This window comes from Pseudomonas ogarae, from assembly GCF_014268695.2.
Classification (GTDB): domain Bacteria; phylum Pseudomonadota; class Gammaproteobacteria; order Pseudomonadales; family Pseudomonadaceae; genus Aquipseudomonas; species Aquipseudomonas kilonensis.
This window is the reverse complement of sequence record NZ_CP077086.1, coordinates 6,104,965-6,117,251: the sequence shown is the minus strand read 5'-3', so window position 1 is coordinate 6,117,251 and position 12,287 is coordinate 6,104,965. Positions and strand designations below refer to the sequence as shown.

At 59.6% G+C, this 12,287-nt stretch carries 15 protein-coding genes; 8 read left to right on the top strand and 7 right to left on the bottom strand.

The features are described from left to right. Positions 1–20 precede the first annotated feature (20 nt). The 7 genes from rpe to HU749_RS27090 all read left to right on the top strand — a co-directional run bounded on the left by rpe (position 21) and on the right by HU749_RS27090 (position 6,340). Positions 21–695, top strand: coding sequence for a ribulose-phosphate 3-epimerase (rpe, locus tag HU749_RS27120; RefSeq protein ID WP_014340498.1), 675 nt, complete (start codon positions 21–23; stop codon positions 693–695). Beyond that, the gene (locus tag HU749_RS27115; RefSeq protein WP_186652100.1) at positions 692–1,510 is read left to right on the top strand and encodes a phosphoglycolate phosphatase; all 819 of its coding nucleotides are present in this window, start codon (positions 692–694) and stop codon (positions 1,508–1,510) included. The genes rpe and HU749_RS27115 overlap by 4 nt, the downstream gene beginning before the upstream one ends. Positions 1,511–1,580: 70 nt before the next feature. After that, on the top strand, positions 1,581–3,062 hold the full coding sequence (gene trpE, locus HU749_RS27110) for an anthranilate synthase component I (protein WP_079302808.1): 1,482 nt from the start codon (positions 1,581–1,583) through the stop codon (positions 3,060–3,062). An 87-nt stretch (positions 3,063–3,149) separates the two neighbouring features. Continuing rightward, positions 3,150–3,743: an aminodeoxychorismate/anthranilate synthase component II gene (locus tag HU749_RS27105; RefSeq protein ID WP_014340494.1), complete on the top strand. Its 594-nt coding sequence runs from the start codon at positions 3,150–3,152 to the stop codon at positions 3,741–3,743. Between the two features lie 9 nt (positions 3,744–3,752). After that, the gene (gene trpD / locus HU749_RS27100; RefSeq protein ID WP_046064569.1) at positions 3,753–4,802 is read left to right on the top strand and encodes an anthranilate phosphoribosyltransferase; all 1,050 of its coding nucleotides are present in this window, start codon (positions 3,753–3,755) and stop codon (positions 4,800–4,802) included. Beyond that, positions 4,799–5,635, top strand: a complete 837-nt coding sequence (gene trpC / locus HU749_RS27095) for an indole-3-glycerol phosphate synthase TrpC (RefSeq protein WP_186652098.1) — start codon at positions 4,799–4,801, stop codon at positions 5,633–5,635. Before trpD ends, trpC begins: the two co-directional genes overlap by 4 nt. Positions 5,636–5,638: 3 nt before the next feature. Further along, positions 5,639–6,340, top strand: a complete 702-nt coding sequence (locus tag HU749_RS27090) for a lipoate--protein ligase family protein (protein ID WP_014340491.1) — start codon at positions 5,639–5,641, stop codon at positions 6,338–6,340. Here the strand turns inward: HU749_RS27090 and crp are convergent. Then, positions 6,337–6,981 carry a cAMP-activated global transcriptional regulator CRP gene (gene crp / locus HU749_RS27085; RefSeq protein ID WP_046064570.1) on the bottom strand — a complete coding sequence of 215 codons (645 nt, stop codon included), beginning with the start codon at positions 6,979–6,981 and terminating at the stop codon, positions 6,337–6,339. The genes HU749_RS27090 and crp overlap by 4 nt on opposite strands. 240 nt (positions 6,982–7,221) lie before the next feature. Here crp and HU749_RS27080 point away from each other — a divergent pair, with 240 nt between their 5' ends. Further along, complete coding sequence (locus tag HU749_RS27080) at positions 7,222–7,644, top strand: OsmC family protein (RefSeq protein ID WP_079302804.1); 423 nt, start codon at positions 7,222–7,224, stop codon at positions 7,642–7,644. 112 nt (positions 7,645–7,756) lie between these two features. On the opposite strand, the gene coq7 is transcribed toward HU749_RS27080, so the two are convergent. The 6 genes from coq7 to hemJ form a co-directional block, all read right to left on the bottom strand. Continuing rightward, positions 7,757–8,404 (bottom strand): 2-polyprenyl-3-methyl-6-methoxy-1,4-benzoquinone monooxygenase, encoded by a 648-nt coding sequence (gene coq7, locus HU749_RS27075; RefSeq protein WP_014340488.1) that lies wholly within the window; start codon positions 8,402–8,404, stop codon positions 7,757–7,759. Between the two features lie 75 nt (positions 8,405–8,479). Next, positions 8,480–8,818 (bottom strand): histidine triad nucleotide-binding protein, encoded by a 339-nt coding sequence (locus HU749_RS27070; RefSeq protein WP_003206124.1) that lies wholly within the window; start codon positions 8,816–8,818, stop codon positions 8,480–8,482. Between the two features lie 82 nt (positions 8,819–8,900). After that, entirely contained in the window at positions 8,901–9,689 is a 789-nt protein-coding gene (locus HU749_RS27065; protein ID WP_018607174.1) for an SDR family NAD(P)-dependent oxidoreductase, read from the bottom strand. 62 nt (positions 9,690–9,751) lie between these two features. Beyond that, positions 9,752–10,717, bottom strand: a complete 966-nt coding sequence (locus HU749_RS27060) for a DUF805 domain-containing protein (RefSeq protein ID WP_079302803.1) — start codon at positions 10,715–10,717, stop codon at positions 9,752–9,754. A gap of 24 nt (positions 10,718–10,741) precedes the next feature. Further along, positions 10,742–11,737 carry an NAD(P)H-dependent flavin oxidoreductase gene (locus tag HU749_RS27055; protein ID WP_079302802.1) on the bottom strand — a complete coding sequence of 332 codons (996 nt, stop codon included), beginning with the start codon at positions 11,735–11,737 and terminating at the stop codon, positions 10,742–10,744. A gap of 35 nt (positions 11,738–11,772) precedes the next feature. Next, positions 11,773–12,204: a protoporphyrinogen oxidase HemJ gene (gene hemJ, locus HU749_RS27050; protein WP_003206117.1), complete on the bottom strand. Its 432-nt coding sequence runs from the start codon at positions 12,202–12,204 to the stop codon at positions 11,773–11,775. Positions 12,205–12,287: the final 83 nt, after the last annotated feature.

Sequence of the window (12,287 nt, the reverse complement as noted above, 5' to 3'; positions counted from 1 at the left end):
TCGCTCAAAACAGGTGCGTCATGCAGCCCTTCGCTATTGCTCCGTCGATTCTCTCTGCCGACTTCGCCCGCCTGGGCGAGGAAGTGGACAACGTTCTGGCCGCCGGGGCCGACATCGTCCACTTCGATGTCATGGACAACCACTACGTGCCCAACCTGACCATCGGCCCGATGGTCTGCGCGGCGCTGCGCAAGTACGGCGTCACCGCGCCGATCGACGCGCACCTGATGGTCAGCCCGGTGGACCGCATCGTTGGTGACTTCATCGAAGCCGGTGCTACCTACATCACTTTCCACCCTGAAGCCACGCAGCACATCGACCGCTCCCTGCAGTTGATCCGCGAAGGCGGTTGCAAGGCCGGCCTGGTGTTCAACCCGGCCACGCCCCTCGACGTGCTCAAGTACGTGATGGACAAGGTCGACATGATCCTGCTGATGAGCGTCAATCCTGGCTTCGGCGGGCAGAAGTTCATCCCGGGTACGCTCGACAAGCTGCGCGAAGCCCGTGCGCTGATCGATGCCTCGGGCCGTGATATCCGCCTGGAAATCGACGGTGGCGTGAACGTGAACAATATCCGTGAAATCGCCGCGGCCGGCGCCGATACGTTCGTCGCGGGTTCGGCGATCTTCAACGCACCGAACTACGAAGAGGTGATTGCAAAAATGCGCGCCGAACTGGCCCTGGCGCGCCCATGAGCGGCTTCGAGCAGTTGTTCCCCGGCAGCTTGCCGCGTCTGGTGATGTTCGACCTCGATGGCACATTGGTCGATTCGGTCCCGGACCTCGCGGCGGCCGTGGATACGATGCTGCTCAAGCTTGGACGCCCGCCTGCCGGTATCGACTCGGTGCGCCGCTGGGTCGGCAACGGCGCGCCCATGCTGGTGCGCCGGGCCTTGGCCAATGACATCGATGCCCAAGGTGTCGAGGATGCCGAGGCCGAGCGGGCGCTGGCGTTGTTCAATGAAGCCTACGAAGACAATCACCAACTGACGGTGGTCTATCCCGGCGTGCGCTCCACCCTCAAGTGGCTGAAAAAGCAGGGCGTGGAAATGGCGCTGATTACCAACAAGCCGGAGCGCTTCGTTGCGCCGTTGCTGGACCAGATGAAAATCGGCCGCTATTTCCGTTGGATCATCGGCGGCGATACCTTGCCACAAAAAAAGCCGGATCCGGCCGCGCTGTTTTTCGTGATGAAAATGGCCAACATCCCGGCTTCCCAATCCCTGTTCGTCGGCGACTCGCGCAGTGATGTGCTGGCGGCCAAGGCGGCGGGGGTCAAATGCGTGGCGCTGAGTTATGGCTACAACCACGGCAGGCCAATCGCCGAAGAGTTTCCGACGCTGGTGATCGACGATTTGCGTCTGTTAATTCCCGGTTGCCTGGACCCGGCCGCTGAGATAACGTTGCCCGACGCTGTTCAATCCTCTTCTGGAAACGCCATCGTGGTGGTCACTCGCAAACTCTGGATGAAAGTCATGAAGGCCCTGGCCCGCTGGCGTTGGCGCACCTGACGTGATCCTGGCCGGTTATCCGGCGCGTTTGCATACCTGACTGTCAGCTCCTCTTGCCACGAGGCACCCCATGATCCGCGAAGAATTCCTGCGTCTAGCCGCTGCCGGCTACAACCGCATCCCCCTTGCTTGTGAAACCCTGGCCGACTTCGACACACCGCTGTCGATCTACCTCAAGTTGGCCGACCAACCCAACTCCTACTTGCTCGAATCGGTGCAGGGCGGCGAGAAATGGGGCCGTTATTCCATCATCGGCCTGCCGTGCCGTACGGTGCTGCGGGTCCATGACCACCGCGTCAGCGTGACCCACGACGGTGTCGAAATCGAAAGCCTCGAAGTCGAAGACCCGTTGGCATTCGTTGAAACCTTCAAGGCCCGCTACAACGTGCCGACCATCCCCGGCCTGCCGCGTTTCAACGGAGGCCTGGTGGGGTATTTCGGCTATGACTGCGTGCGTTACGTGGAAAAACGCCTGGGCACCTGCCCGAACCCCGATCCGCTGGGCGTGCCGGATATTTTGCTGATGGTGTCTGATGCGGTCGTCGTTTTCGATAACCTCGCCGGCAAGATGCACGCTATCGTCCTGGCCGATCCGTCCCAGGAAGATGCCTACGAGCAAGGTCAACAAAGCCTGCAGGCACTGTTGGAAAAGTTACGTCAGCCGATCGCTCCGCGCCCCGGCCTGGACTTCAGCAAGCAGTCGGCGGCCGACCCGGTATTCCGTTCCAGTTTCACCCAGGACGATTACGAACGGGCCGTCGATACCATCAAGGAGTACATCCTCGCCGGTGACTGCATGCAGGTCGTGCCGTCGCAACGGATGTCCATCGACTTCAAGGCGGCGCCCATCGATCTCTATCGGGCGCTGCGCTGTTTCAATCCGACGCCCTACATGTACTTCTTCAACTTCGGCGACTTCCATGTCGTGGGCAGTTCGCCGGAAGTGCTGGTGCGGGTCGAAGACAACCTGATCACGGTACGGCCGATCGCCGGGACTCGCCCCCGTGGCGCCACGGAGGAAGCTGACCGGGCGCTGGAAGAGGACCTGCTGTCGGATGACAAGGAAATCGCCGAGCACCTGATGCTGATTGACCTGGGGCGCAACGACACCGGGCGGGTCTCGGAAATCGGCTCGGTGAAGCTCACCGAGAAGATGGTCATCGAGCGCTACTCCAACGTGATGCACATCGTCTCCAACGTCACCGGCCAGTTGAAGGCCGGGCTGACGGCGATGGACGCCTTGCGGGCGATTCTTCCGGCGGGCACCTTGTCCGGCGCGCCGAAAATCCGCGCGATGGAAATCATCGACGAACTGGAGCCGGTCAAGCGGGGCGTGTACGGCGGGGCCGTGGGTTACTTCGCCTGGAACGGCAACATGGACACCGCCATTGCCATTCGCACCGCGGTCATCAAGAACGGTGAACTGCATGTGCAGGCCGGCGGCGGCATCGTCGCCGACTCGGTGCCGGCGCTGGAGTGGGAAGAGACCCTGAACAAGCGACGGGCCATGTTCCGCGCCGTGGCGCTGGCGGAGCAGACTTCAGGCGACTGAAGTCCTCCATAACAACCTGTGGCCAAGGGGCTTCTTTGCTCTGAAGGCTGTATTTAAAGTCAGTGAATTCAATAGGTTGCTTACGCCATGTTGCTGATGATCGATAACTACGACTCTTTTACCTACAACGTTGTGCAGTACCTCGGCGAGCTGGGCTCCGAGGTCAAGGTCGTGCGCAACGACGAATTGACCATCGCCGAAATCGAAGCCCTCAAGCCTGAGCGCATCGTGGTTTCACCCGGCCCGTGCACGCCGACCGAAGCGGGCATTTCCATCGCCGCCATCAAGTATTTCGCCGGCAAGTTGCCGATCCTCGGTGTTTGCCTGGGACATCAGTCGATCGGCCAAGCGTTCGGCGGTGACGTGGTGCGCGCCCGACAAGTCATGCACGGTAAGACTAGCCCGGTATTTCACGAGGACAAGGGCGTGTTCGAGGGGCTGAATCATCCGCTTACCGTAACCCGCTACCACTCCCTGATCGTCAAGCGCGAAACTCTGCCGGACTGCCTGGAGCTGACGGCCTGGACCCAGCTTGAAGACGGCTCGGTCGATGAAATCATGGGGCTGCGCCACAAGACATTGAATATCGAGGGTGTGCAATTCCATCCCGAGTCTATTCTCACCGAGCAGGGCCACGAACTGTTCGCCAACTTTCTCAAACAAACCGGCGGCACGCGCTAAGGACTTTTCATGGATATCAAGACAGCCCTGAGCCGTATCGTCGGCCATCTCGACCTGAGCACCGACGAGATGCGCGACGTGATGCGCGAAATCATGACTGGACAATGCACGGATGCGCAGATCGGCGCGTTCATGATGGCCATGCGCATGAAGAGTGAGAGCATCGATGAAATCGTCGGTGCGGTTTCGGCGATGCGTGAGCTGGCGGACAAGGTCGAACTCAAGACGCTGGACGGTGTGGTGGATGTGGTCGGTACCGGCGGTGACGGCGCCAATATCTTTAACGTTTCCACGGCTTCGTCGTTTGTCGTCGCGGCGGCCGGTTGCACCGTTGCCAAACACGGCAATCGGGCAGTTTCCGGCAAGAGCGGCAGTGCCGATCTGCTGGAGGCGGCCGGCATCTACCTGAACCTGACGCCGATCCAGGTAGCACGCTGCATCGATAACGTCGGCATCGGTTTCATGTTTGCCCAGACCCACCATAGCGCCATGAAACACGCCGCGGGGCCCCGTCGTGAGCTGGGACTGCGTACGCTGTTCAACATGCTCGGTCCGCTTACGAATCCGGCCGGCGTGAAGCATCAAGTGGTTGGGGTGTTCAGCCAGGCGCTGTGCCGACCATTGGCTGAAGTTCTGCAACGCCTGGGCAGCAAGCACGTGCTGGTGGTCCATTCGAAGGATGGGCTGGATGAGTTCAGCCTGGCGGCGCCCACATTCGTGGCCGAACTAAAAAATGATCAGATCAGCGAGTATTGGGTCGAACCTGAAGACCTTGGCATGAAGAGCCAGAGCTTGCATGGCCTGGCGGTCGATGGCCCGGCCCAGTCGCTGGAGCTGATCCGCGATGCCCTGGGTCGCCGCAAGACCGAGAATGGCCAGAAAGCCGCTGAGATGATCGTGCTCAATGCCGGCGCTGCGTTGTACGCCGCCGACCACGCCAGCAGCCTCAAGCAAGGCGTAGAACTGGCCCATGATGCGCTGCACACTGGCCTGGCCAGGGAAAAACTCGAAGAGCTGGGTGCATTTACCGCCGTATTCAAAGTGGAGAACGAAGGATGAGCGTGCCAACGGTTCTGGAAAAAATTCTGGCTCGCAAGGTCCAGGAAGTGGCCGAGCGCAGCGCTCGCGTCAGTCTGGCCGAGCTGGAAAACCTGGCGCGTTCAGCGGATGCGCCGCGCGGCTTTGCCCAGGCTCTGATCGATCAGGCCAAGAAAAAACAGCCAGCGGTGATTGCCGAAATCAAGAAGGCGTCCCCCAGCAAGGGCGTGATTCGTGAACACTTCGTCCCGGCCGACATCGCGCGAAGCTACGAGAAGGGCGGCGCGACCTGCCTCTCGGTGCTGACCGACGTCGACTTTTTTCAAGGGGCCGACGACTACCTGAAACAGGCGCGGGCGGCGTGCAAGTTGCCGGTAATCCGCAAGGATTTCATGATCGACCCCTACCAGATCGTCGAGGCGCGTGCGCTGGGCGCCGACTGCGTGCTGTTGATCGTTTCCGCCTTGGACGATGTGAAAATGGCCGAGCTGGCGGCCGTTGCCAAAAGCGTCGGGCTGGATGTCCTAGTGGAAGTCCACGACGGTGACGAGTTGGAACGAGCCCTGAAAACCCTCGATACCAAACTGGTCGGCGTGAACAATCGCAACCTGCACACTTTCGAAGTGAGCCTGGAAACTACCCTGGACCTGTTGCCGCGCATTCCACGCGATCGCCTGGTCATCACCGAAAGCGGCATCCTCAACCGGGCCGATGTCGAGCTGATGGAAGTCAGCGATGTGTACTCGTTCCTGGTGGGCGAAGCGTTCATGCGCGCCGAGAACCCGGGTACGGAATTGCAGCGACTGTTCTTTCCTGAACGTGGCCTGCCGGTGAGCGGCTCGACGCTGGATTGATCCATGTCGCCTGTGATTTTCCTCACCGTCGAAGCTGGTCTGCAAGCTGAACAGGATCTGTTGGCCAGCATCTGCGCGGGCGACGCCGAGTTCGGCTTGCTGTTCTGGCAGCCCAACGATCGTGCACTGGTGATGCCGCGTCGCTTGAGTCGCCTGCCGGGGTTTGAACACGCCTGTGAAGTATCGGCCGCCAACGGTTGGCCGGTGCTGTTGCGCGAAACCGGTGGCGAACCGGTGCCGCAGTCGGCTGCCACCGTCAATATCGCCCTGGTCTACGCACCACCGCGCAGCGAAGGCGACCACGGACGTATCGAAACCGGGTATCGCCGGTTGTGCGATCCCATCTGCCAGTTGTTGGATGAGCTGGGCGGAATGGCTTCACTGGGAGAGGTGGAGGGAGCTTTCTGTGACGGGCGCTTCAACGTCAATCTCGACGGCCGGAAAATGGTCGGCACCGCTCAGCGCTGGCGCCAGAGCAAGGGTGGTCAACGTCCGGTGGGGCTGGTTCATGGCGCGCTTTTGCTGGAGAACGAGCGCGAGTCCATGGTCGCGGCAGTCAATCGCTTCAATGAGGCCTGTGGCCTGGAGCAGCGAGTGCGTGCCGAGAGTCATATTGCCCTGCATGAAAAATTCCCGGCCCCTCACGCGCTGGAGCGGCTCGATGCTTTGTACCGGGAGCTGCTGACCAATCTGCTGGGCGCCTAACGCGTTCCGAACACCACCATGGTCTTGCCTTTGACGCTGACCAGGTTGCGCTCTTCCAGGTCCTTGAGTACGCGACCGACCATTTCACGCGAACAACCGACAATCCGACCAATCTCCTGACGGGTCACTTTGATCTGCATGCCGTCCGGGTGGGTCATGGCATCGGGTTGCTTGCACAGTTCCAACAGGCAGCGTGCGACACGTCCGGTGACGTCGAAAAATGCGAGATCGCCCACCTTGCGGGTGGTATTGCGCAGGCGCTGTGCGATTTGTCCGCTGAGGACGTAAAGAATGTCCGGGTCTTGCAGGGACAGTTCTCGGAATTTGGCGTAGCTGATTTCCGCAACTTCACATTCAATCTTGGTCCGTACCCAGGCACTGCGTTCCTGTTCCTTGCCCGCCTGTTCGAACAACCCCAGCTCGCCGAAAAAATCTCCGGAATTGAGGTAGGCGATGATCATTTCCCGACCGTCGTCATCTTCTATCAGGATAGTGACCGAACCCTTGATGATGAAAAACAGCGTGTCGGAGCGATCTCCCGCACAAATGATGTTGTGTTTGGCTGGATAGCGGCGGCGCTGGCAATGCATCAAGAGTTTGTCGAGATTCTTGATCTTGAACGTGGGAGTAATGGCAACCATGGTTGTATCCCGAAAGACTGCGCGGTGTGGTGGTTTGGTTTTTTTATAAGCGCGAATGGCTATCGCTAAAAGCTGGCCATACGCCAGCGAGTTGGCGTATGGCCAGCTTAACAGAGGCGTCCTTAATTGATTTGAGAATTTACCTACATGCTGCTCGGTCAGGTCTCCTAAGACGAAGAGCGGTCCTGCCGGAGCGCTGTGCTAAGCTGGCGACCCTTTTTTAACAGTGGAGTCTTGGCGATGAAGGCACGCATCCAATGGGCTGGCGAAGCCATGTTCCTCGGTGAGTCAGGCAGTGGTCATGTGGTCGTCATGGACGGCCCGCCAGAGGCCGGTGGGCGGAACCTGGGTGTTCGGCCGATGGAGATGCTCCTGCTGGGCGTAGGCGGTTGCAGCAATTTTGACGTGGTCAGCATTCTTAAAAAGTCCCGCCAGGCCGTCGAAAGCTGCGAAGCTTTCCTGGAGGCAGAGCGCGCCACTGAAGATCCCAAAGTGTTTACCAAGATCCACATGCACTTCGTGGTGAAGGGGCGCGCCCTGAAGGAAACGCAGGTCAAGCGCGCCATCGAGCTGTCCGCCGAGAAGTACTGCTCGGCTTCGATCATGCTCGGCGCCGCTGGGGTCGAAATCACCCACGATTATGAAATCATCGAGTTGGGTTGAGTCGATAATCGACTGGCCTTATTGAAGTTTCGGATAGAAAAAAGGCGACTTCCCTTGGAGGAGTCGCCTTTTTAGTTTCCGTGGGAATGAGCTAGTCAGTCCCCAATTGCCGTCAAATCCGATAAGTGCTCTTGGTCATGACCTTGGCCAGCAGGCTCATGCCGAACTTCACCGGGGCCGGAAAACGGAAGCCACCGGCCTCGAGTGCACTCTCGGCATGGTGTTCCTCGTCCACGCGCATCTGCTCAAGGATCGCCCGGGATTTTTCATCCTCGGCCGGCAGTTGTTCGAGGTGTTCATTCAAATGCTTGCACACTTGATGCTCGGTCGCGGCAACGAAGCCGAGGCTGACTTTGTCGCTGATCAGGCCGGCAACGGCGCCGATCCCGAATGACATTCCATAGAACAGCGGATTCAGGACGCTGGTATGACTGCCCAGCTGGCGAATCCGTTGTTCACACCAGACCAGATGGTCGATTTCTTCCTCGGCGGCATGCTCCATTGCCTCACGCACCTGCGGTAGCTTCGCTGTCAGCGCCTGGCCCTGATACAGCGCCTGGGCACAGACTTCGCCGGTGTGGTTGATACGCATCAGTCCGGCGACGTGTCGGGTTTGCTCGTCACTCAGTTGCGCGTCTGGTTGCACGATAGCCGGTGATGGGCGGTACGGCTGGCCACTGAAGGGCAGCAGCGTGCGCATCGCGGTATCAGCTTGCAGCAACAGGCGGTCAATCGGCGAGTAGTGACGTTGGGTAGTCATGCTTACCTCCGGGAAAAATCACAGCGGTCAGTTTAACCCAATCGACCGCCGAAGATTTGCGTTGGGTCAGGGGTATCAGCCCGGCGGCCAGTTCATCTGGCGCTGCCCCAGCACATGCATATGAATGTGATAGACCGTTTGCCCACCCAGTTCATTGCAATTCATCACCACGCGAAAACCTTCTTCACAGCCCAATTCAAGCGCCAGGCGCTGGGCAGTGAACAAAATGTGTCCAGCCAGGCCTTTGTCTTCTTCGGCCAGGTCATTGAGGGTGCGGATCGGTTTTTTCGGTATGACCAAAAAATGTACAGGCGCCTGCGGGGCGATGTCGTGGAAGGCCAATACCTGGTCATCCTCGTAAATGATCTTCGCCGGGATTTCCCGGTTGATGATCTTGGTAAACAGAGTATCCACAGCTGTTTTCTCCGTTGGGTTCGTCGAGGTCGGGTGTCTTGAAGGCTCCGGTTGAGGCGCCTGGTTATTCAACTTGAAGGGATCAGCGCGGGCAATAAGCCTTGTTGATCATGCCGGCGATGGTTCGTACCAGCCATCGCGACCCCAGTCGCGGCAGTGCGGCCAGCCAGCGGTTGCGGCGTCCGGGAATGATGATGGCGCGGTTGCGGTCCAGCGCGCGCACGGCGTACAGGGCCACCTCTTCCGGGCTCATCAACAACTTGCTGTCGATGAGTTTCTGTTCGTCCATCTGCGCCCTGGAAAAGAAGCCGGTCCGGGTCGGGCCAGGGCAAAGCACCGAGACCTTGATCGAGCATTTCTTCAGCTCGACCCGCAGGGCTTCGGAGAAGTGCAGCACATAGGCCTTGCTGGCGTAATAGGTACTCATCCAGGGGCCGGGCTGGAACGCGGCAATCGAGGCAACGTTGAGGATCTGGCCGCCGCCAAGCAGCGCCATACTGTTGCCGATAGCGTGACAAAGCCGTGTCAGGGCGAGGATGTTGACTTCGATCAGGTCCTGTTCGGTCATCCAGTCCTGGCCCAGGAACGGCCCGCTGGTGCCGATGCCTGCACAATTGACCAGCAGGTCGATCTGCCGCTCACCTTCCTCCAGTTCCAGGAGAAAGCCTGAAAGCCTCAGCGGTTCGCCCAGGTCGCAAGCCCGGAACAACACCTCCACGCCAAACCGCTGAGTCAGTTCGATTGCAATACTTTCCAGCCGATCACGTTGTCGAGCCACCAGTATCAAGTTGCGGCCGCGCCGGGCCAGCGCTTCGGCCATGGCCAGGCCAATGCCGCTGGAAGCGCCAGTGATCAGTGCGTAACGGGTCATGCAGTTCTCCATCGCAACAGCCCGCCGCCAGGCGACTGGGCTGTCACCGGCATGAAGCGCGCTTATTGTTCCTCTTCTTCTTCATAGTCTACAGAAGGCGAAGCGGGCTCGGCTGCCTCGACGGCTGGTTCTTCAGCGGTGTCGGTGCTGGACTCGCTGCTTTCATAGCTGCTCAGGGTACTGCTGTCGTAGTCCTCCTGGAGGGCTCCGAAGATGCCGGCAAAGGTAGCCATGAAAATCAGGACGATCATCACAAGCCAAAGCGACGCCAGCAGTTTGACCGCCGTGGTATTGCGCGGTGGCGGCGGGCCATACTGGTTTGCGCCGGTATTGCCCGGAGCAATGATGAGGATGAAGGGGAAGATGCTGCCCACGAATGGAACGAGGTTGACCAGCCACAACCACCCCGACCAGCCGAGGTCATGCAGGCGCTGTACGTTGAACTGGATACTCACGAAGGCAAAGGCAAGTACGACGGCTGCGCCGAGCAGGCCGCCGACGATGAGTCCCGCTATCGAGTCGGAAGCCAGCAGCCAGGCCGTGGCTAACCAGAAGCCCAGGCCAACCAAGGGCAGTAAGGCCAGGGTCAACACCATGGTCCAGGCCAGGTAGCGCAAACGGCCGATACGCCCATCGAAGCTGAACGGCTTGAGGGTGCCGTACTCGGCGAGTGTTTCACCCACTTCGGCCCGGGGAGGCGCATACGGCGAGACGGGGTCGACGATAGATTCCGGGTGGTGCCCACTCGGCTGTTGTGGCGACTCCTGTACTTCGCCGAGGCTCAGTTGGAGGGCAGGTTCAGCTTCGATTCGGGCATCGATTCCGCTCCTGTTGAGCGCCTCCAGGTATTGCTGCGCTTCGCTCTGGGACAGGTTGCTTTTAAGGGCTACCTTGCGACCAGTGAACAGCCGTTCAATGGCGCTGATGTCGCTTTTAAACAGGTCGGCGAGGTTGAGTTTGGCTGTGGTGGTATCGACGCCCGGCATCAGGCCTCCGTCGAATACAATGTTGAAACGGGTTTCGCTCATGCCCGGCATCCTTGTCTCTGAAAGTTAAATAACTGTTTTTATGGGGTTGCTTCCGCGGGGCCATTGCCCGCCAAGCTGCGCCGCCCGGGCATGTGCCTGACGGTATTCTTCATCCAGGCGTGCCACCAACTGATCGACGCTGGGCAAATCATCGATTTCACCCACGCCCTGGCCAGCGGACCATACGGTTTTCCAGGCCTTGGCTTCATCGTTCAGCGGTTTGAGTTTCGAGCCAAAATTCACCTCGCCCTTGTTCTGCAGAGCGGCCAGATCGAAACCGGCGTTCTCCAGGCTCTGGCGCATGAAACTGGCCGGCACTCCGGATACAGCGGGAGTATGCACGATGTCTGCGGCTCTGGATGTGAGCAACATCTCTTTATAAGCGTCAGGGGCGTGGCTTTCGCTCGTAGCGATAAAGCGCGTGCCGAAGTAGGCCAGATCGGCGCCGAGCAATTGTGCGGCCAAAATCTGATGGCCGTGGTTCAGGCATCCTGCAAGCAGCACGGTTTTGTCGAAAAACTGCCGGATCTCGGCGACTAGTGAAAACGGGCTCCATGTTCCGGCATGCCCACCTGCACCGGCGGCAACGGCGATCAAGCCATCGACACCGGCCTCGGCGGCTTTCTCGGCATGACGCCGGGTCGTCACGTCATGGAACACCAGCCCGCCATAAGCATGGACGGCATCCACCAACTCCTTCACCGCGCCCAGGCTGGTGATGACAATCGGCACCTTGTGTTCGATGCAGATGGCCAAGTCGGCTTGAAGCCGCGGGTTGCTGTGATGGACGATCAGGTTCACGGCGTAGGGTGCCGGATTCTCCAGGGTCGCCAGGCCTGCTTCGATTTCCTCGAGCCAGGCCTTGAAGCCACTGCTTTCGCGCTGGTTCAACGCCGGAAAACTGCCGACGATGCCGTTGCGGCAGCAGGCCAGCACCAGTTGCGGATTGGAAATCAGGAACATTGGCGCGGCCACGACAGGCAGGCGCAAGCGTTGTTCAAGCAGAGCGGGCAACGACATTGGAAGTACCCCGGATAATGGATGCTGATTGGAGATCAGAACGGTCGGACTACGACCAGAATTACGATAGCCAGCAATATCAGAACCGGCACTTCATTGAACCAGCGATAAAAGACATGGCTGCGGGTGTTTTCGCCACGGGCGAAGCGCTTTACCTGGGCGCCGCACATATGGTGGTAACCGATCAGCAGCACGACCAGGGTCAGCTTGGCGTGCATCCAGCCTCCTTGGGTGAAATAGGCGCCGGCGTTGAGACTGAGCAGCCAGATGCCGAATACGAGCGTGGCAATCATCGCCGGGCCCATGATGCCGCGGTACAACTTGCGCTCCATGACGCTGAAACGTTCTTTGCTGACGCTGTCCTCGCTTTGGGCGTGATAGACAAACAGGCGAGGCAGGTAGAACAGGCCGGCGAACCAGCAGACCATGCTGACGATGTGAAGTGCTTTGAGCCACAGATAGAGCATTTTTAGTTATTCCCAGGATTCACGGTAGCCCGATAGTAGAGGTTAGAGCGTCCGCACGTCACCTTGGCGGTTGTCGCCGGGCC